Annotated in this window: 17 protein-coding genes and 1 pseudogene; 11 read left to right on the top strand and 7 right to left on the bottom strand. The window is 49.8% G+C overall.

Annotated features, from left to right (window positions below; all coding sequences use genetic code 11):
• Window positions 1–141 precede the first annotated feature (141 nt).
• The 4 genes from ACSZO4_RS17470 (at window position 142) to ACSZO4_RS17455 (ending at window position 3275) form a co-directional block, all read left to right on the top strand.
• Entirely contained in the window at window positions 142–363 is a 222-nt protein-coding gene (locus ACSZO4_RS17470) for a hypothetical protein (RefSeq protein WP_437890305.1), read from the top strand.
• Between the two features lie 473 nt (window positions 364–836).
• The gene (locus ACSZO4_RS17465; protein ID WP_437890304.1) at window positions 837–1241 is read left to right on the top strand and encodes an H-NS family histone-like protein; all 405 of its coding nucleotides are present in this window, start codon (window positions 837–839) and stop codon (window positions 1239–1241) included.
• 416 nt (window positions 1242–1657) lie between these two features.
• A complete protein-coding gene (locus ACSZO4_RS17460; RefSeq protein WP_437890303.1) occupies window positions 1658–2242 on the top strand; it encodes a flavodoxin in 585 nt (194 codons plus the stop codon).
• Window positions 2243–2918: 676 nt separating this feature from the next.
• Window positions 2919–3275 carry a hypothetical protein gene (locus tag ACSZO4_RS17455; protein WP_437890302.1) on the top strand — a complete coding sequence of 119 codons (357 nt, stop codon included), beginning with the start codon at window positions 2919–2921 and terminating at the stop codon, window positions 3273–3275.
• Window positions 3276–3342: 67 nt separating this feature from the next.
• Here ACSZO4_RS17455 and ACSZO4_RS17450 read toward each other — a convergent pair whose 3' ends face one another.
• The gene (locus ACSZO4_RS17450; RefSeq protein ID WP_437890301.1) at window positions 3343–4263 is read right to left on the bottom strand and encodes a LysR family transcriptional regulator; all 921 of its coding nucleotides are present in this window, start codon (window positions 4261–4263) and stop codon (window positions 3343–3345) included.
• Between the two features lie 113 nt (window positions 4264–4376).
• On the opposite strand from ACSZO4_RS17450, the gene ACSZO4_RS17445 reads away from it, so the two are divergent.
• Both ACSZO4_RS17445 and ACSZO4_RS17440 read left to right on the top strand, forming a co-directional pair.
• Window positions 4377–5522 (top strand): serine hydrolase domain-containing protein, encoded by a 1146-nt coding sequence (locus tag ACSZO4_RS17445; protein WP_437890300.1) that lies wholly within the window; start codon window positions 4377–4379, stop codon window positions 5520–5522.
• Window positions 5519–6682 carry an MFS transporter gene (locus tag ACSZO4_RS17440; RefSeq protein WP_437890299.1) on the top strand — a complete coding sequence of 388 codons (1164 nt, stop codon included), beginning with the start codon at window positions 5519–5521 and terminating at the stop codon, window positions 6680–6682. Before ACSZO4_RS17445 ends, ACSZO4_RS17440 begins: the two co-directional genes overlap by 4 nt.
• Before the next feature lie 870 nt (window positions 6683–7552).
• On the opposite strand, the gene ACSZO4_RS17435 is transcribed toward ACSZO4_RS17440, so the two are convergent.
• Window positions 7553–8407, bottom strand: a complete 855-nt coding sequence (locus ACSZO4_RS17435; protein WP_437890298.1) for an MBL fold metallo-hydrolase — start codon at window positions 8405–8407, stop codon at window positions 7553–7555.
• Between the two features lie 169 nt (window positions 8408–8576).
• Between ACSZO4_RS17435 and ACSZO4_RS17430 the strand changes: the two genes are divergently transcribed.
• The 4 genes from ACSZO4_RS17430 (at window position 8577) to ACSZO4_RS17415 (ending at window position 13396) form a co-directional block, all read left to right on the top strand.
• Window positions 8577–9461 carry a LysR substrate-binding domain-containing protein gene (locus ACSZO4_RS17430; protein ID WP_437890297.1) on the top strand — a complete coding sequence of 295 codons (885 nt, stop codon included), beginning with the start codon at window positions 8577–8579 and terminating at the stop codon, window positions 9459–9461.
• A 503-nt stretch (window positions 9462–9964) separates the two neighbouring features.
• Window positions 9965–11413: a sugar porter family MFS transporter gene (locus ACSZO4_RS17425; RefSeq protein WP_437890296.1), complete on the top strand. Its 1449-nt coding sequence runs from the start codon at window positions 9965–9967 to the stop codon at window positions 11411–11413.
• Between the two features lie 50 nt (window positions 11414–11463).
• A complete protein-coding gene (locus ACSZO4_RS17420) occupies window positions 11464–12480 on the top strand; it encodes an oxidoreductase (RefSeq protein WP_437890295.1) in 1017 nt (338 codons plus the stop codon).
• A 121-nt stretch (window positions 12481–12601) separates the two neighbouring features.
• A complete protein-coding gene (locus tag ACSZO4_RS17415; protein ID WP_437890294.1) occupies window positions 12602–13396 on the top strand; it encodes a TIM barrel protein in 795 nt (264 codons plus the stop codon).
• 88 nt (window positions 13397–13484) lie between these two features.
• Here ACSZO4_RS17415 and ACSZO4_RS17410 read toward each other — a convergent pair whose 3' ends face one another.
• From ACSZO4_RS17410 to ACSZO4_RS17390, 5 genes are all read right to left on the bottom strand, one after another.
• Window positions 13485–14711: an anaerobic sulfatase maturase gene (locus ACSZO4_RS17410; RefSeq protein WP_437890293.1), complete on the bottom strand. Its 1227-nt coding sequence runs from the start codon at window positions 14709–14711 to the stop codon at window positions 13485–13487.
• 213 nt (window positions 14712–14924) lie between these two features.
• Window positions 14925–16289: an alpha-L-fucosidase gene (locus ACSZO4_RS17405; RefSeq protein WP_437890292.1), complete on the bottom strand. Its 1365-nt coding sequence runs from the start codon at window positions 16287–16289 to the stop codon at window positions 14925–14927.
• Between the two features lie 65 nt (window positions 16290–16354).
• The gene (locus ACSZO4_RS17400; protein ID WP_437890291.1) at window positions 16355–17953 is read right to left on the bottom strand and encodes an ABC transporter substrate-binding protein; all 1599 of its coding nucleotides are present in this window, start codon (window positions 17951–17953) and stop codon (window positions 16355–16357) included.
• A 33-nt stretch (window positions 17954–17986) separates the two neighbouring features.
• Complete coding sequence (locus tag ACSZO4_RS17395) at window positions 17987–18697, bottom strand: FadR/GntR family transcriptional regulator (RefSeq protein WP_437890290.1); 711 nt, start codon at window positions 18695–18697, stop codon at window positions 17987–17989.
• A gap of 608 nt (window positions 18698–19305) precedes the next feature.
• Window positions 19306–19881 carry a super-infection exclusion protein B gene (locus tag ACSZO4_RS17390; protein WP_437890289.1) on the bottom strand — a complete coding sequence of 192 codons (576 nt, stop codon included), beginning with the start codon at window positions 19879–19881 and terminating at the stop codon, window positions 19306–19308.
• A 251-nt stretch (window positions 19882–20132) separates the two neighbouring features.
• On the opposite strand from ACSZO4_RS17390, the pseudogene ACSZO4_RS17385 reads away from it, so the two are divergent.
• Window positions 20133–20273, top strand: a pseudogene (locus tag ACSZO4_RS17385) (integrase); the annotation flags it as partial.
• Window positions 20274–20335: the final 62 nt, after the last annotated feature.

The following is a 20335-nucleotide window of genomic DNA, read 5'->3' as shown; positions in this document are numbered from 1 at the left end:
GCGGGCATCGTGAAAAATCTATGGCAAAGAAAGCCTTATGTTCTCATAACTGACGATTAAATCGCACCTTCCCTAATATCATGACGTCTGCGCGTCAGCCTGGATACAATAAACGATAATATGAGGCTAACAGATATTCATATGAAAGACAGAAAATTAGATCCCATCGCCAAAATTGCCATGCGCAGCCGCGGCATAACCGTCAAAGAAAAACGGGTCCGTTTCCAGGGTGAAATTATTGTATTTAAGTACAATGAAGACCACTACGACGTTTTTGTTAAGGAATGCAAAGTTGACGCGATCACCACCAACAACATTAACTTTGCCATCACGACCTATAAACAGCGTAAAGCAAAAATCTGACCCCTTCGCAAAAACACCCTGCCTCATTGTCTGTCGAAAAAACACACGCATTCGCAAGCTCAATGTCGTTAGCGAATGTAAACCGGCCCGGCAGCGAAGTTCACCTGAGATTTTATGCTTAGCTGATAACAGTGTGTGTACCGCAGTTAATTTTTGGCGCCATGTACTGACTCATCGCAAACAGTTCCTGTCAGGCAAAAATTCTTCCTGACTCACAGTCTGACGGAAAAGACCTACGAATTTGCAGGATATAAGCAGGGCATTGTGGGTTTATGGGGCAATACATCATATTTATACATACAAGGGCAGATATCTTTACACCCAAAAAATATCACAATGTTAAAATTGCGCAGTCGGTTTAAAAAATATTGCGAAATAAAGAGAATTACGCCCTGTTCTGGTATTGATTTTTACTCAATAATAACTAAAAATTGTTTTGTTAGATTTTAATTTCCAGGACAAGGAGTAATGTGATGTCAGAAGCACTAAAAAACCTTAACAACATTCGTACCCTTCGCGCTCAATCTCGCGAAGTTTCTCTTGAATCTCTCGAAGAGATGCTCGAAAAACTGGTTGTTATTGTTGAAGAACGCCGTGAAGAAGAATCTTCACAGAAACGTGAACTCGAAGAGAAAGAAGCTAAGCTTGCCGCTTTCCGTCAGAAATTACTTGATGAAGGTATTGATCCGACTGAACTTCTTTCCTCTCTGAAAAGCACCACTGCTAAGCGCAAACCCGTGCGTGAACCTCGCCCGGCGAAATATAAGTATATTGATGAAGATGGCAGCGAGAAAACCTGGACAGGCCAGGGTCGTACGCCAAAAGCAATTACTGCCGCGATTAAGCAAGGCAAAAAGCTCGAAGATTTCGCAATCTGATTTCTTAAGTGGGGAGATTCTATCGCTCCCCACTTCTCTTTTATGTTTACCCCATCTTCTCTGCCTGCTTTTTTCTGCTGTGCGTTTTTACGCACGACCTAAACACCGTACGCATATTTTCTGTTCTGCATCTCATCTTTTCACTTTCATTTAGCCGACTGTGCTTTTTTGCTCAAATTATCGGCATAAGATTGCTGACAATTCAGAAATATCCTGAATATCACAGATTAATCCATTCATCGTGATACTGACGCTAATGTCAGAGCGCTGTCAGCGTGACGACATGCTCGCCACGCTATAATTCGGCAATTGAAAAAGTCATTTTAAGAGTGAGTTCCGCCAGCGCCTGGCAAAACAGCAAGGAACCGGGTGAACGCTTTCTTCACATTTCCCACTTTTTTAAACAGGTATTTAAAATGCCGGAAGAACATGATTTAACACGCAGGAGACTACTCACTGCACTGGCGGGATTATCACTGGCGAATGTCAGAATATCCCCCTCTATTGCTGCCGCATCTGCCAATACATCCGACACCCTGGTGGCATATTTCTCCCGTAGTGGAAATACGCGGGTTATCGCCGGGATTATTCACCGCCATTTACAGACCACCCTTTTTGAAATTGTCCCTTCTCGCCCATATCCGGAAGACTATTTTCAGACCGTCGCTCAGGCGACCAAAGAACGCGAACGGAACATTCTCCCGCCCCTTGCGCATAACGTTGCGGAAATAGCCCGCTACCGGACGATATATTTAGGCTTCCCCATCTGGGGAACCACCGTCCCCGCACTGGTTAAAAGCTTTCTCAGTTCCCATGATTTGTCAGACAAGACGCTTATTCCCTTTATTACTCATGGCGGCTATGGACCCGGCGATAGCGAGGCGGTTCTTGCACGGCTTGCGCCCGCCGCAAAGCGCGAAAAACCGCTGGTCATTGAATGCAGCCAGGAAAGGCGAACCACCGAGACGGTGACAGGCTGGTTAGAAGCCGTGCGTAGTTAACAGCAGGACTCAGCATTATCCCTCCTGCCGCGACACTTTTCCCTGACAACGGCCTGTCGCGATTTTATTTCCTGAACAAGATCGAAAGGAAAAAGTATCGATACTGTTCTTAAATATAAAATTAAGCGTTCAGTAATTTCACTGTCATATTATCAAGGTCTGAAACTTATTTATTCGACAAGAATAGAGACATATTGACTGACTCCGAAGCGGGAGCTCAAATACTCCTGTTGAACAGCAAAAAAAAAGCTACCAGATTTCAGAGGGAATGAACAAACCCATCATGAACATAAACATTGCTTATCATTTTCATCGGAAAACAAGCGTCATCACACACATGTCCATCGACATCAAAAGACACCTTAACGAGAATTAATTTTCCTTATAAAACAATAATTTCGCAACTTAAGTCAAATTAATGAGCTTAAGTTAAATTAAATCAAATATGATCACCCAATATCCAGCCCGAAGATACTCAAGCAATGCCTGTCGCACCTTTTTGTAACAACGTAAATTATTAAGCATTTTTAATGAAAATAACAATTTGCAATACACCAGCCAGAAACATTCATTAATAAATATTTGAAGTCGCTCACCCAAAATGTATATTGTGGCCCCTGAATATGGGAAGTTTATTATCAGTAGTACTGGCATTTATAATTTCAGGAAATATTCTATGGCTACGCAAATAAAAATGGAAAACCCTCGCACTGGTGAAACCGTAAAAGGCTTGTACGGTTTTTCATGGACAACATTGTTCTTTGGTTCATTCCCGGCGCTGTTTCGTAAAGATTTCATCACCTTTATCGGGACTTTTGTTGTGCTGGTCATTCTGGCAGTGTTTACGATGGGTATCGGTTCAACAATCGCGATGCTGGCCTGGGCCTTTATGTACAACAAGTACTACACCACCAATCTGGTGAAAAAAGGCTTCATGTTTGCAGGAACGCATACAGAAAACGAACTGGCATCAGCAAAACTGGGCCTGACTCTGAATGCGCAAAACTGCAAAACACTCAATACCGCCAACTAAAATCAGGCGCCTGTTAAGGCGCTTTATTTATCCCCTGCCTGACTCCCCCGTAACTATTCACCGCTCCTCAGTGCTCTGAAACACCAGTTTTTCCGGATGATGGCGGAAACATCCGTTGGCTGAGAAAATCAATCAACACCCGTAATTTAGGCGATGGATATTTACTGGCAGGCCAGAGAAGATGCATCACGCTAGTATGGCTGGCGTAGTCAGATAATATTTCGCGCAGCAAACCTTCCTCCAGCAGGGAGCGGATCGCAAAGTCGGGTAACCAGGCAATGCCCAGGCCACGTAAGGCAAAGCAAACACGGGTTTCAACGTTATTGCACACCATGGACGCAGGGAGTGACAGCTCACTTTCCGCCGTGTCATGCCCGCGCATCAGCCAGGGTTCAATTTTACCGCTGGAGGAAAAGCGGTATTGCAGGCAGGTATGATCCCGCAGATCGACTGGAGTCTGAGGCGTACCGCGCTCTGCAAGATAATCGGGGGCGGCAACGGTCACCAGGCGAAAATTCCCAAGCTTACGTGCGGAAAGCCGTGAATCCGCAGGTCGGCCAATGCGTAGCACCGCATCAAAACCTTCGGCAATCACATCGACCATCCGATCGCTAAAATCAAGATCCAACTGGATCTGCGGATACTGGCGCATAAAATCCCCCAGCACCGGCAGCACCAGCGTCCCGACCAGAGGCAAACTCAATCGCAACCGCCCCACCGGAAGCGCTGCCGCCTGCGTGAGTTCCTGCTGCGCGGCATCAATTTCCGCCAGAATGCGTCGGCTACGCTCCAACAGCAGCCCCCCTTCCGCCGTAAGGGTGATGCTGCGTGTGCTGCGATGAAACACGCGCACGCCAAGTTTATCCTCCAGCCGGGCGATGCTTTTCCCCACCGCCGAAGCAGAAATACCAAGCTGACGACCTGCGGCAACAAAGCTACCCATTTCTGCTACCTGCACAAACACCACAAAACCGTTAAGACTTTCCATCTGCCCTCACCATTACGGATTTTGATGTCCGCAGAGTAACGAAATATACCCTGCTTTTTCCGCAATACCGAAATCTCTATGGTGAAGGTATCCATTATTGAGGAGTAAAAAGCATGCGCAGTGGTATTGAAGAACTGATCCGGCAGGCACGGGAAGAACAGCGACTGGTCGGCGTTGAGGTGATGGTGAATCATCGGGGTCAAACGCTCTATCATCAGGCTTCTGGCTTTGCCGACAGAGAAAATCAACGTCTGATGGCGATCCACACCCGCTTTCGCCTCGCGTCGGTAAGTAAACCCATTGTCACAACCGCAGCCATGGTGCTGGTTCAGCAGGGTAAACTGCGCCTTGATCAACAGGTACAACACTACTTACCTGCGTTTGCCCCCCGTCTGCCAGATGGCACCCACGCAACGATGACAGTACGCCAGCTGATGACCCACACCGCCGGGCTGGGCTACCGCTTTCTCGAAGACAGTAGCGAGGGTCCCTATGCCCGCGCCGGGGTCTCTGACGGGATGGATGCCAGCGGAGTGACACTGGCAGAAAATGTCCGGCGCATTGCGACAGTCCCGCTGCTCTACGCCCCCGGCAGAGCGTGGTGTTATTCCCTGGGAATCGATGTATTGGGCGAGGTAATTGCGAAGGTGCAGGGGCAGCCCCTGGATCTGGCGGTTAAAACTCTGGTCACCGACCCGCTTAATATGCAAAACACCGGCTTCGCTTTATCTGCCGATCAGGAGGTCGCGGTCGCCTACGTTAACGACAACCCGCAACCGCATCCGCTACAGGAGGGGGAGTATGCCGCCCCCTTTGAGAACACCGTCGGCATTTGCTATAGCCCGGCACGCGTATACGACAAACAAGCTTATCCTTCCGGCGGGGCTGGCATGGTGGGCACGGTAAGCGATGTGATGCGTCTGCTCGAAACATTGCGCAGCGGAGGCGGTCATATTTTGTCGCCCGAATGGGTGGCGGAGATGGGCCGCGATCAGATTGCTCCGCTTGAACTGCCGGAGGCGCCGGGCGTTGGCTTTGGTCTGGGATTCTCGGTTCTGCGGGATCCCCGCCAGGCACACTCCCCCGAATCCCCCGGTACCTGGCGCTGGGGTGGCGCATACGGCCACGCCTGGTTTGTTGACAGGACGCGGGAACTCAGCGTGGTCGCATTCAGCAATACGTTGTATGAAGGCATGTCAGGTCAATTCGTCAACGACCTGCGTGACGCAGTGTATCGTGGTCTTGAGGGCGAAAAATGAGCCGGGACACGCAACGATTACCACTCATGCCGCTGCTGACTTTGTGCATGGCCGCCTTTGTCACTATCGTTACCGAGGCGCTGCCCGCCGGGTTGCTGACGCCGATGGCACAGGATCTGCACATCACCATGGCCGCAGCAGGGCAAAGCGTAACGGTCTACGCGATAGGCTCTTTTGTCGCAGCCATTCCTTTGATGTCGCTGCTGCAGGGCTGGCGACGTCGACGCCTGTTACTGATTACGCTGGCCGGCTTTACCCTCGCCAACACGGTCACCGCCTTTGCTACCAGTTATTCCCTTATGCTTGCCGCACGAGCAATTGCCGGGGTTGCGGCGGGCGTGCTATGGGCCCAACTGGCTGGCTATGCAGCATCAATGGCGCCAGCCCATAAGAGAGGAAAGGCTATCGCTATTGCCATGGCAGGAACACCGCTTGCGCTGTCTGTCGGCGTGCCTCTTGGCACCTTTACGGGCAATCTGATTGGCTGGCGATTGTGCTTTGCGGCACTGAGTGTGATGTCGCTCGTGCTGATGATTATACTGCGCCTGACCGCCCCGGAGGTTGCAGGGCAATCCGTGCAGCAGCGCTTGCCTCTGCGCAGCGTACTTAGACTGGATGGCGTACGCCGTTTGTTGCTGGTGGTACTGACTTTTGTGCTGGCGCACAACCTGCTTTATACCTACATCTCGCCGTTGCTGGAGCCTGCCGGGATGGCGGCGCGCACCGATGCCGTGCTGTTGCTTTTTGGCCTGTGCTCGCTGGTCAGTATTGCGGTAACCGGCATACTGGTTGACCGCCACCTTTACAGGCTGACCTTGCTCAGCATTGGGCTGTTTCTTATGGCGGCACTGCTGTTGCCATTGCATGCCGCAATCTGGTGGGCGGTCGCGCTCTGGGGACTGGCCTTTGGCGGCGCCGCCACACTGTTTCAGACTGAGATGGTCCACCGGGCTGAAGCCGCAACGGATGTCGCACAATCCATGCTGGTCACCGTGTGGAACCTGGCGATTGCCGGTGGCGGCATGCTGGGCGGCCTGTTATTAGAGAGCAGCGGCGTCAGTGGTTTTGCCCCCGTGCTGTTCCTGTTATTACTGGTAGCAATATGGATGGCCCGAAAACCCTCTCAATCCGGCGCGGCACGAAACACTGTGGCAAGATGACGCCTTAAACGCAGCGGGGTAGCCAGAATGGTATGCCCCCTGCAGAGTCTTCTTACTCTTACGCCCGCCACGCTATAATTACGTAACAGAAACAACACGCTTAGCTTATATTTTAACCAATCGATAACATTAAGAAAATTTTATAACTCTATGATTTTAATGCACACTGTTTTAAAACATGACCTTAAAGGCATGTTGTTAACAACAGTATTGACAGTTTCAAAGAAATGCGTAAATTAGATTTCAACGGCAGATGAAATCAATTTGTCGTTGATATAGAAAGTATTTAAATTGTTCTTTAATAATATTGCGATAAAGGCCACGAAGTATTTTTCGATGAGTTTATCAACGTCGAGAAAAATGCAACCTTCTCAGTTGATGATGCTTTCAGGCCACGTAGTCAGTCACGACAATCGCAGGGTGTGGACTAGCGCGCGATGATGTAAGGCCATGATTTTGTTTTTATTGTTGCGAACAGATTGAGTTAAGACCTGGCAGTAAATAGCGCAACAGCAGTCAGGCCACGCATCAAAGAGTTTATATCGCGCCGGGAGATGTACTTGTTTAGCCCGCTAAATCATCAGGTAATACTGATTCTGGCGGAGTGTTTAACCGATAACTATATGGGAGGAATTTTTTATTTTTTCAGTACCCAATATTATCAGTGATAAACGCGTACATTTAAGGTTGTTCAAATAGTCATACGAACCTTTTAAGTGTATTAATGTTAAATCTTAGTTTAAGCATTACGTAAAAGCCCTGGCGTTCAGCGTCAGGGCTTTTTTATTTGTGCGGTAAACCTGTTGATCCTAAAGAGGCTTTCTTTTCGCCTGGCGCAATCAGATTACCACCCGCCCACGAAACGGCTTTTTACCCGGCGATTTCACCTTCCAGCCAGGCCAGCCGATAACCTTCGCCAGCACGAAGCAGATGCGCAAAACCGGGTTTGCCGAGGTGCATACCGGCAATGATCCATTTTTGCTCGCTCGCCTGGGCCATTATTTTTTGCCGGCTCTCTCTGGCCATAACGGGATCGCAGTCAAACTCAATAGACACTTCTGGCTGTGCGGACTGAATATGCGGGAAATGGACAATATCGCCCCAGATAATCAGACTCGTTTTATCCCCATCAATGCGATAACCGGTATGTCCGGGCGTATGGCCCGGCAACGCGACCGGGCTTATCCCCGCCACGGGCTGATTTTCGTCGAGAAAACTAAGCCTTGCGGCATAAGCCTCAAAAGTGCGGCGGGCAAGAACAAAGTTACGCTTCCTGCGCTCAATAACCTGCGCCATCATGGCATCATCCTGCCAGTATTGTGCGTCCAGCGGATGAACATACAACTGCGCATTTTTAAACACCGGCAGCCCTTCGCCATCCAGTAACCCACCGATATGGTCCGGATGAGCGTGGGTCAGCAGCACGGTATCAATATCCTGTGGATCAATCCCGAGACTGCGCAAATTCGTCTGCAATTGCCCCCCAATGTTCTCCCGCCCGCCCGTACCGGTATCGACCAGAATCGTTCTCCCCCGACCGCGAAGCAAATAGCCGTGGATATGGAGGTTGCCAGGCTCAGTGATACCCGCCCGACGTTGAATTTCATTCGCATCAACACTGTTGATACCTGAGAGTAATTCGAGGCTGGCAGCCATATTCCCGTCACTGAGGGCCGTTACCAGAAAATCGCCGACCTGGCAGGAGGGAAAGGACGAATCAAGCATAGGTAATACCTTCTTTTAAGAAGCGGAGCGTCCTGCGACGAGCATCCAGCTTGTTGATATTTCATCATGCTACCTGCTGAATTCACCGCTTAGAATCGATATTATTTCATTGCTTAGTGATATTTTGTCACTGGAATAAGAACTTCCTGCATTTGAGAAAGGTGTAATTATGCGCAGAAAACTCCCCAGCAGTGCGGCATTGGTGGCGTTTGAGGCCGCGGCCAGACACGGCAATTTTGCCCGTGCGGCAGAAGAACTGTCGCTGACGGAAGGGGCAATCAGCCGCCAGATTGGGCGGCTTGAATCCCTGCTGAGCTGCAGGCTCTTTGACAGGACCGGCAGCCGGGTAAAACTAAATCCCGTCGGCGCCCGCTATGCTCACCGCGTTCGGGAAACCCTCGAGCGGCTTGACCGTGATACCCAGTATCTGACGGGGATTCCCGACGGCAGTCGTAGCCTCGAAATTACCGCTCCCCCAACCTTCGCCAGCCGCTGGCTCATCCCCCGACTCACGGATTTTAACAGCCGACACCCGGACATCACCCTTAATATCGCCGTCAGAACCGATCCCTTTATTCTTACCGGCAGTGGCTTTGACGCAGCCGTGCACTTTGATCATCCGGCCTGGGCGGGGATGCGTATTCTCCCTCTCTTTCAGGAACAACTTCTGCCGGTCTGCCATTCCAGCCTGCTGACCCGCGAGGATCCTGCCATCCAGTTGAACAGCCTGCCGCGAATTCATCGCCGCCAGAACCTGGATGCATGGCAGCGCTACGCCAGGGAAAGCAATATAAGGCTGGATAATCCGGCGCTGGGTGTCCGCTACGATCTGCATGAAATGGCCATTGCAGCGGCAATCGCCGGGCAAGGCGTGGCGCTGGTGCCACAGGTATATGTCGCCAGCGAACTTCGCAGCGGCGTGCTGGTCGCGCCCTGGCCTGCGGCCAAAGGTCTCAGCAAACATTTCTGCCTGGTGAAGCCTGCTGAGACAGGAATTAACGAAACAGCCCTGCTGGCGTTTGAAAACTGGCTACAGGAAGAAACCGCAGGTTAAAGCAGCGACTTATTAAAAGAAAAATTTCAAAAAAATAAATAAATGAAATAAAAATCACTTTTTAAGTGCAACTGGATTGACAAATGAAGCACGGGCAACAGGAGACTTTACTTCCTGATGTCGCTTCATTCCCCTTATAGCCAGCTACGCTCCCCCCTGTCAGTACTCATCCCCCAGGATTTTGAACAAAAAATTCCATTTTCAGGTGCTATTTATTTCGCATTTCAAACAACAATACTTATTTACAATCAACAAGTTAAAATAAATTCGCAATACGCAGCACCAACTTTTCGCATGCAGGTGACTATTTGCAAAGCGTGTTTTTTTGCCCTTCGTCACAAAACGGTTTATACATTTCATTTATCTTGTTTTTGAAAACAATGATCCATTACTGAAAACATAAAGGGTCATGTTGCGGTCAGGCAAACGCACAGATTCCGCCATCCGACAAAATGGTGGGTTGAATAAATGATTAAAATTCGATCTGAATTAAAGGTATAACCATGAACATCAAACAAAAGCATAACTTAGCTTATGTTATATGGATCTGTAGTGTGGCTGCCTTAGGCGGCTTGTTACAAGGATATGATACCTCTGTCATTTCTGGTGTTGTTGAACCCTTAACACATCATTTCTCTTTGTCTCCCTCACAAACCGGCTGGGCAGTATCAAGCATTGTCATTGGCTGCGTCTTTGGCTCATATTTAGCAGGCACATTATCCGATAAATATGGGCGTAAAATTGCCTTAATGATAACCGTGCTGGTAACACTGCTCTCAGTATTAGGCATGTCATTATCAACATCCTTTACGCTGTTTATTATATTTCGCATTATCGGTGGCTTCGGAATCGGGCTGGCGTCCGTTGTTTCGCCTATTTATATGGCTGAAGTTGCCCCCAAAGACTATCGCGGACGCGTTGTTACGATTAACATGATCTGCCTGGTTGGTGGGCAAGTTCTTGTTTTACTGGTTAATTACTTAATCGTAAAAAACTCTGCCGATCAGCAATGGATTGTGACCACCGGCTGGCGGATCATGCTGGGCTTTGGGATAATCCCTTGCGTATTGTTTATTTTCCTCGCGGGCTTTATTCCTGAATCACCACGCTGGAACGTGATGAAAGGACGGGATGCCGCCGCGTTAAAAACGCTAACAAAAATATCGAATGCCGAACATGCGCAAAGTGTGATGGCAGAGATAAAACACTCTTTTGCCAGTTCAAAAAACAAAGTTAGCGGCCCCAAAACCACGCTTAAAGATATTTTCTCCAGCAGAAATAATTCTTTGTTCATTATCCTGGTTATTGCCCTGGCCTGTTTTAACCAGTTCACCGGGATTAATGTCATTCAGTATTATGGCCCGACACTGCTGATGAATATTACCGGGGATATGGCAGAAGCCATGTACTTTGTGACCTGGCTTGCCGGATTACAGTTCATCGGGGTTCTGGTCGGCATGACGATGGTTGACCGATTTGGCCGCCGGATCCTGCTGCTGGTGGGTTCTGTCGGTACCTGTATTTGTCTTGGATTAACCTTCCTGACCTTTTACTTTGGGGTTCGCGGTTTCGCTTCCATTATTGGCTTATTAGGTTTCATGTTTATTTTCGGTCTGAGCTGGGCGCAAATTGCATGGACGGTGGCCAGTGAAATTTTGCCCAACCACTTACGCGGCATCGGCATGGGTATCTGTTACGCCGCGATGTACGCCTCTAACTTTGTCATCAGCCAGATCTTCCCGGTACTCAATGAGAATCCGGTCTTACGTGAACACTTTAACGGTGGCTTCCCGTTACTTCTGTTCTCATTCAGTTGCTTACTCTCATGGTGGTTTGTCTATCGCTGCATCCCTGAGACAAAAGGCGTCGCGCTGGAAGATGTTGAACAGTTAATTCTCAAACATGATTACGAAAGTAAAAAAGAAGTCATTACTAATGCCGCAGTTAAGTAAACCGACGCATTCGTAGCCTCAACGACGATAGGGTAATGAAGGAAAATGTTATGACTAAAAAAGACGTTAATGTTGGCCTGATTGGTTTTGGATTCTCAGGGAAAAACATTCACTCCCGACTTATTGCAGTAACGCCGGGAATGGTATTGCATACGGTCTGTGATAAAACGCTCGACCCGGGAGCGGATCTCCCTTTTTCACTGACGACGGATCCGCAAACTATTTTTGATAATCCGGAGATCGACCTGGTTGTCATTGCCACGCCTAACTTAACGCACTTCCCTCTGGCCGAGTCAGCGCTGAAGTCCGGTAAACATGTGGTTATTGATAAACCTTTTACCGTTAACTTAAAAGATGCCTGCACCCTGGAAAGTTTAGCGGCAGCAAAAGGTAAAATCGTCTGCTCCTTCCAGAATCGGCGTTGGGACAGTGATTTTCTTACGGTTAGCCGCCTGCTGAAGGATAAGACGCTGGGCGAATTACGTTACTTTGAGTCAAATTATACCTTCTATCAGCCTGAGGTTCGCAATGCCTGGCGTGAAACCAAAGAGCCTGGGTCCGGAGTATGGTTTGATCTCGGTGCCCACCTGATCGATCAGATGCTGCAACTGTTTGGCGAACCACTGGATGGCTATGTTAATTTCGGCTGCCAACGTGAAGGCGCCGTCAGCCCGGACTTTTTCCATGCATTGTTCATTTACCCTCAGCACCGGGCGGTATTGCAGGGCAATTTGCTGAGTGCGGCCCAGCCCCCTCGTTTCCATATTAATGGTACTCAGGGTAGCTATGTTAAATATGGGCAGGATCCCCAGGAAAATGATTTAGTGGCAGGCGTGAGCCCGAAAAGTAAAGGCTGGGGCGTTGATCAATGCGCCGGGACGCTCACCCGCTGGCAGGGTGAACAGCCTTATGAAGAAGCAGTGCCTAATGCCGCGGGAAATTACCCTGAGTTTTATAAACAGCTGACGGCGGCTATCCACGGAGAAGGCGAACCGCCGGTGAAAATAGCCGAGACGCTCGCATATATGTCGATAATCGAACACAGCAAGCGTCTGGGCGCTTTTTAAGCAGTGAAGGACGCTCAGGGATGAGCGCTTTACACCGCAGGTTACGAGGCCGTTGTATGGCGGCATAGTAAGCCTATAATTTTAATAACGATAAATATTTATATCTGAAGGATATCCGTTAATGAGCAGAATCATGACATCGCCCTTTCAGTTATCTGTATGTGCTGAAATGGTATTCCAGGAATTACCTTTTATTGAGCGTGTAAAGCGTATTCATGACGCTGGTTTTTGCGTCGAAATATGGGACTGGACGAAAAAAGATATCGATGCTCTCGCATCCAGCGGCGCAAAATTTACGTCAATGACTGGCTATATTTCTGGAAACTTACTCGATGACAAGGAAATTGATAATCTGCTTTCCAGTGCCGAGGAGTCTGTAGCGGTTGCAGAACGACTGAATTGTTCAGCCTTAAACTTGCATGGCACCGGCTTAGATAATAAAGGTTTACCCGTTAAACCTGTCGAAAAAGTGACCGGGGAGATGTGGTTAAAAGCACAGGACACCTTAAGGTCAATCGCCAGGCTTGGGGAAAAGTATCAGCGTGTGTTTTTACTGGAAAACCTTAATACTGAGGTCGATCATCCCGGCACCCCTTTTGCCCGCGCTGCCGATACCCTTGCTTTAATTGAATCCATTAACAGCCCCTGGTTAAAAATGAATCTGGATCTCTATCATGCCCAGATTGGCGAAGGGAATCTGATTGAATTAATCCGCCGGGCGGGTCGCCATATTGGGGAAATTCAGGTTGCTGATGTTCCGGGAAGACAGGAACCCGGTACCGGGGAAATTAACTATCCGGCGATTGCGCGCGCATTACATGCCCAGGGCTATTCCGGCGTCGTGGGGATGGAAGCATGGGCATCAGCAGATTCGCTTCTCGCGATGGAACGTTTTCGTCACGCCTTTTCTTTATAGCCATGATTTGTTTGCAGATGGTATTTCCCTGTCAGGGGTAAAAATCAGCCACGTGGATAACGTGGCGTTTTTTATTACTCAGCGACGGTTACCGATAATACTGATTCTTCATTTGCTTGCGGATTGCTGCCGGGGTTTTGTTATTACGCAACAACGTCAGCAAGGTTTGCATTCGCGGAATCACATGGTGCAGATGCGTGGCAAACCCTTCACACAAATAGTGTTTATTTGGCCGCCCGTCGCTGGAAAGATTAAAGCGATGTTTGGGACAGCCGCCATTGCACAACGGGCGCACCGCGCAGTTCAGGCAGTCTTTGCTGATATCCGCTAACTTGCGTTGACCAAAGGCCTGGTTCTGCACCGAATTGACCATCTCCTGAAGCTCACCTTCATTAACATTCCCCAGCTTGTTTTCCGGATAGACAAAATGGTCGCAGGAGTAGACGTCGCCATTGGCTTCAACAATAAGATTTGCGCCGCAGGTTTCATTAATAACGCAGGCACTGCGCTGGCCACACATTCTGGTTAGCGTCTGTTCGAAATTCATAATGAACACCTCCCCCATGTCGTGGATGACCCAGTGATCAAACAGGGTGTTCATAAATCGTCCCCAGGCTTTTGCCGCTACCGACCACTCAGTGACGCTACACTGGCCTGAAAAATCAGGCTGAATAAGGGTCAGGCCATTGGCATCCGGCTCGGCGGCTTTCCGCTCCACCAGCGGAATAAATTGCATATAGCGACTGCCGATGCGCTTAAGAAAATGGTAAACATCCAGCGGCCGTTTAACGTTTTCCTGATTAACCACCGTCAGAGTATTAAATTCCACCTTGTGGCGTTTGAGCGCTTCCAGACCACGCATCAGCGCATCAAAGGTGCTTTCACCTGCACGACTCAGCCGATAGCTATCGTTACTGATGCGGTCGCCATCAATGGAAATTCCCACCAGAAAATTATGCTGCTTAAGAAACAGCGCCCAGTCATCATCAATGCGGGTACCGTTGGTCTGGAAATAATTATTTATCACTTTCGTACCGCGATACTGCTCCTGCAAGCGAATTGCTTCGCGGAAAAAATCAATCCCCAGCATTGTGGGCTCCCCGCCCTGCCAGTGAAAATCGACCACATGATGATTCTGCGAAGCAATATTTTTGCGGATGTAATTTTCCAGAGTGACGCTATCCATTTTCCAGCGACTTTTACGCTGCGGATAAAGGCGCTCTTTTTCCAGATAAAAGCAGTAGGTGCAATCGATATTACATACCGACCCGGAAGGTTTAGCCATTAACTGGAAATTCTGAATTTTCTGGCCCATTACTTCTTATTGCCCTGTGGATTAACAGAATGAACAACGCACTCTAGCACCTCAGAGACGGATGGGTCTGCTTTCCCATCCTTTTTTCTGCACCCTGTGCTGGACTGAAAAGAGTGCGGATTCAGGGCTTCAGGTCGCCGTATTTATACGATGCCGTTACGCCGCCATCAATCAGCAGGTCACTGCCGCTGATGTCAGCGATAAGCCGAGAGTTCAATAGCTCACCCTGAACGTGTAGGCATACTCCAGCCCGAGGTCGAAGCGCCAGGGCAGCGGATGCACAATAAGCTGCCCTTCTTCAATCCCGAACGGCACGTGGATCTGCTGCCCGGAGCACAGTAATGTGCAGGCAGTCGGCGTGGCCTCAGTGATGATGCGCACCGAGAAACGCTGGGTTGGCCAGTCGGTGACAATCAGGTAGTCATCGCTTCCCACGCAGGTCAGGAAAGCGCGCTCATCATCGTTGTGCAAACGGGTGCACATCTCGCTGTCATAAATCGCGTCGCCGTTCACCGCCATCCAGCGGCCGATATCCCGTAACCGCTCCTCTTGTATCACCGGGATACGGCCATCGGCGGTGGGACCAACGTTTAACAGGAAATTCCCCCCTTTGGCGACGATCCCGACGAGCTGCAAAATAAGCTGTTGCGAGGAGCTGTAATCCTCAAGTTGTTCCGCGCGGTTATAACCGTAGGATTTGCCAATGCCGCGACTCTCCTCCCACGGATGAAGCTTGCCGAACCCCTCTTTATCGTTGTATTCGGTACTGTAATAGTCGCCATGTTCACCCGGCATCTCTTTGCAAAAGCGATCGTTGACCACGACTTCGTCTTTGTTCGGCGCTTCGTTATATAACCAGCTCAGAAACTCTTTGGTCTGGCTGTACTCGGCGCTGAAATCCCACTCGCCGCCGTCGGAGAAAATCAGGCATGGCTGATAGCGAGTGACCAGTTCTTTTAACTGCGGGATCAGGATCTCGTCCGGGTAACGCTCTTCGGCAATGCCAAATTTTTCGCGGTCACGCCGGGGGATAAAATAACCGCCCTGCGGGCGATGGCTCGAATTGGTTTCCCACTCAACGCTGGAATAGTACATGCCCATTTTCAGCCCGGTGTCCCGCACAGCCTGGGTGATATCGCCGAGCAGATCGCGCTTCGGACCGGTGTCGCCGCTGTTCCATCCTTTTTTGTGGCGGTTTTCGGTCGGCCACAGGCAGAAACCATCATGATGTTTTGCCGTCAGCACCACATATTTCGCCCCGGCGGATTTAAACAGCTCCGCCCAGGCCTCTGGCTGGAAAAGTTCGGCTTTAAAGTGGGGGGCAAAATCGCGATAGAGGAAATCCGGCGCATAGTTTTTCTGGTGGAAATCATCGTCATTGTTGCGGTACTGGCCATAAACGCTGGCGTAGTACCACTCGGCGTATGAACCAAACAGGGCGTTGTTAATTTTGCGCCATGAAGGAACCGAGTAGACGCCCCAGTGGATAAAAATGCCGAATTTGGCCTGGTTATACCACTGCGGCATCTCGCGACTGTCGAGGCTTGCCCAGTCAGGCTGATAGATTTTATTACTCATAACTGGCTGTTCCATTTTGTACGTCGGTTCAGAGCCTGATGGCCAGGCTCTATTAATATTAGTTTTTACTCTACAGTTACCTGTTCAAAACGGTGACCGCCCACCGGCGAGATCATATAGCCTTTCACACTGTTACGGATGGGTTCATACACCGTTGAATGGCCAATCATAACTGCCGGGATCTGTTGCGCCATCCGCTGCTGTACCTGCTGATAGAGCTGGCTGCGCCGGGTATGATCCGCTTCACTGCGCGCGGCATCGATCAGCGCTTCAAAGGGTTTATCGCACCAGCGCGAGTAGTTCGCGCCGCCGCTCACCGCCGCGCAACTAAACAGCGGACTAAAGAAGTTATCCGGATCGCCATTGTCGCCCCCCCAGCCAATCAGCATCGTCTGGTGATCGCCCTGAGATGCGCGTTTCAGGTATTCACCCCACTCATAGGTAACGATTTTGGCCTGCACCCCGATGGCTGCCCAGTCAGACTGGATCATTTCCGCCATCCGACGCGCATTCGGGTTATACGGGCGCTGCACCGGCATCGCCCAGAGTTCAGTGCTGAACCCCGTGGCATAGCCTGCTTCAGCCAGCAACTGCCGGGCTTTTTCCGGGTTGTAGTCATTGCTTTCGTTATTCGGCGCGTAGCCCCACATTGATGGCGGCAGCAAACTGCTGGCGATCTCGCCCGTCCCCTGATAAACCGCCTTGATAATATCCGGTTTGTTGATAGCCAGCGCCAGCGCCTGGCGAACCTTCAGGTTATCCAATGGCTTCTTCTCAACATTAAACGACAGATAGCCGGTGTTCAGGCCAGCCTGGTGCAGCAGGGTAATATTCGCCGCTTTGTTGATAGCCGGAAGATCCGCCGGATTCGGCGAAGTCATGATCTGACACTCATTTTTTTGCAGTTTGGCGAGGCGAACTGAGGCATCTGGCGTAATGCTGAAGACCAGGCGATCGATTTTCGTTTTCCCGCCCCAGTAACCGGCAAAAGATTGATACAGGATGCGCGAATCTTTCTGATACTGGGCGAGCTGAAACGGCCCGGTACCAACAGGCTCAAGATCGAGTTTCTCCGGAGTCCCGGCTTTCATCATTTTATCGGCATATTCAGCAGAGGTGATCGACGCAAATCCCATGGCGATATCCGCCAGGAACGGCACCTCCGGGTGGTCGAGGGTGAAGACCACCCGCCGATCGTCCAGTTTTTTTACGCTGACGATCAGTTTATCCAGCCCCATGCCGGTGAAATAGGGATAGTTGCCGCCCGAGACCTTATGCCACTCCGAGGCTGTATCTTTCTGGCGCATAAAGCTGAATACCACGTCATCGGCATTGAAATCCCGGCTGGGGGTAAAGTCTTTATTGCTTTGCCATTTCACATGCTCACGCAGGTAAAAAGTGTAAGTTTTGCCATCAGGGCTCACCTCCCAGCGCTCCGCCAGCGAGGGGATCAGTTCAGTAGTGCCATATTTAAAATCAAGCAGTCGGTTGTAAATCGGGTTAGCGCTGGCGTCGTTGGTGACCCCATTGGTAAAGAGCTGTGGATTAAACCCTTCCGGCGACGCCTCTGAACAGTAAACCAGGGTTTTCGCCTGTAGCGTCGGTGCCGCCGCGAGTGAGACTAAAAATGCAGACAACATCAATGTGTATTTTGTTTTCCTCATACTTCATCCCCTTTTCTTCATTTTATAAGCGGTTTAGCGTTTGGCATTCATCACATCCTTCATGTCGCGTTCAGTGATATCGAGGATCTGGTGGCAGATAGCCCGCGCCGCCTCGCTGTCGCGCTGACGAATGGCATTAAAAAGTTCACGGTGTAGCGGTAAGGAGTCGGCAAACAGCGCCTGTTCCGGCGGCGACTCGAAAAAGGCGTGCAGCGTGTCGTAGATCCCGTTCAGCATTTGCAGCAGTAACGGGTTGCCGGAGGCCTGGTAAATACTGGAGTGAAACGCCCAGTCTTCCGCGCCCGCCGTTCCGACCGCCATATGTACGCGTTCCACCTCATCCAGCCGTTTTTCAATCTCGATGAGATCCTCTGCGCTGGCACGCTGAGCCGCCAGCACGCAGGATTCCGACTCGATAATGCGGCGCACTTCCAGCGCATGCCGCATGTTGGCCGAGTCGTTTTTAAAGCGCAGTGAGAGAAAGCTATCGTTGATGCCGACATCCACCTGCAGAAAGGTGCCACTGCCTTTTTTCCGCAGGATAATGCCCAGTGCCTCCCAGCGTTTTAGCGCTTCACGCACGGTGTTGCGGCTGACGCCAAGCTTCTCTGCCAGTACCCGCTCAGGGGGCAAACGGCTGCCAGGCTGGATGCCAGATTGCGCGATATAGCGCGTCAGCGCATCGAGGATCAGGGTATCGATCTGTGGTGTGGAAATGGGGCGAAGCTCTGCGGGTATATCCATTGCCTTACCTTAATTGGTCCAACATCTCTACCAATTGTTCAAGCAATAAGCGCGCCATATTAATGGTTGTTGAATTTAAAGGGATTTTTCTATTAAGGGGGGCTGGCGTTGATTATTTATGGTGCAAAAAAATCTGGTTTGCACCACGGGGAATGAGGAGGGTATGGCTACAGGGTATATAGAAATAGTTGAGGTGTGCTCCCTGACGGGAAACAACAAGTCTACCCGGTAGAGGATTTATGCAAAACGGAGTGAATTTCTCATTGCGATGGTTATCTGGTCGAGAATGGAACCTGCCGAAACGGGTTATGTTCTCAATGAATAATCAGGAGGAAATATTTTTTCTGGAATACTTATTGGCGGTGCCGTCGCGTTTTGGATGTATATTATTTTCTTCAGATATAAATCAATTGATAGCGAAGCTGTTAAACTCTTTATGTTATTCAGCGGTGGTCCATTTATCCTTGGTACCCAGCACACGCATCATGCCGATTGTGCGTGCGGCACTAATACTGACTCGCGCAGGCTGCCAGTGGCTACAGAAACACCAAGTCAGTTACTGCCCAGTGATATTGGCAGTACGCCATGTCGAATTATGGTCATTCAATTTATTGATTTGGCAATTCTTTATTAATTAACTCATCCATAAGTAACTCACCTTTTCCTGAGTATCGTGTGTAGCACTCATGATAAGCATGCTTTGATATACGAAACGTATCCTTGTGTGGTTGCATAAATGCCCGCCTTTCCAAGGTTAGAAGTCCTTTCTTAGTGAGAGCGATGGCTGTTTCATCACCTCTTTTTACTGAAATTGTGTCATTCCCATCAACAGCGAAAGCAAGCATTGCTCTTTCCTTTAACGATAGGGAATCAAACACAGCTGTTCGCTCTATGATTTCTGCCTCCCTTGCCTTGCGCTCTCTGCTTTCATTAAAGCGGCTAATTACCAGTATGCATGATGAGTTAATAACCCCGTTAATAACGTAACTTATGCAAAACAGAAGCGCGTAATACATCCAATACGGCGGGAGGATCTCAGGGTTGTGGAGGTTAACCCATTCTTTGAAGCTGGCAGGGGAAATCACAACAAGAATAATTAGAATTATAATCATATTAATCAACTGTTTAAGTGTAATTCCTTGCAGGAAGAAACGCATTAACTCCTGCCACCATGAGTTGTTCATCGGTGTAATTCTCTTTACTCGCTGTAGGGGTGATTAGAGTTTATCCGATTTCTCGCTGTAGGGGTACACGAGAGACGAGAGCCTGGCCCGGTAAAAACAGGCACAAATTCGCCATCTCAACAGCCACTACACTGGGAATGATGGGTAAGGAAGTGAGTGATGAAGTAAGCAGCCGCAAGCAGAATAGCGACTGGCACAAGGACGATAACCCGTTCGGAAGTAAAATCCACGCGGCGCAGTATCCAGCAAGACACAGCAAATGGGTGTTCGTTCACACCCGGGCATGGCATCGGCCTGATGGAACACTAACGCCACTGGTCAGAAAGATGCGGGTCGATGACAGCCGGGCATGGAATGCTGCATGCCGCCGAGCAGGTGTAAGTATCCTCCGGCAGAGCCGGAGGCTTTAGGGTGAGCGCCTCAAAGGCGCCGACAAACCATGAGCCGCCCAAGG

Source organism: Phytobacter sp. V91 (assembly GCF_965644225.1).
In the GTDB taxonomy this organism is placed as follows: domain Bacteria; phylum Pseudomonadota; class Gammaproteobacteria; order Enterobacterales; family Enterobacteriaceae; genus CBFFRJ01.
This window is presented reverse-complemented; position numbering and strand designations above follow the sequence as displayed.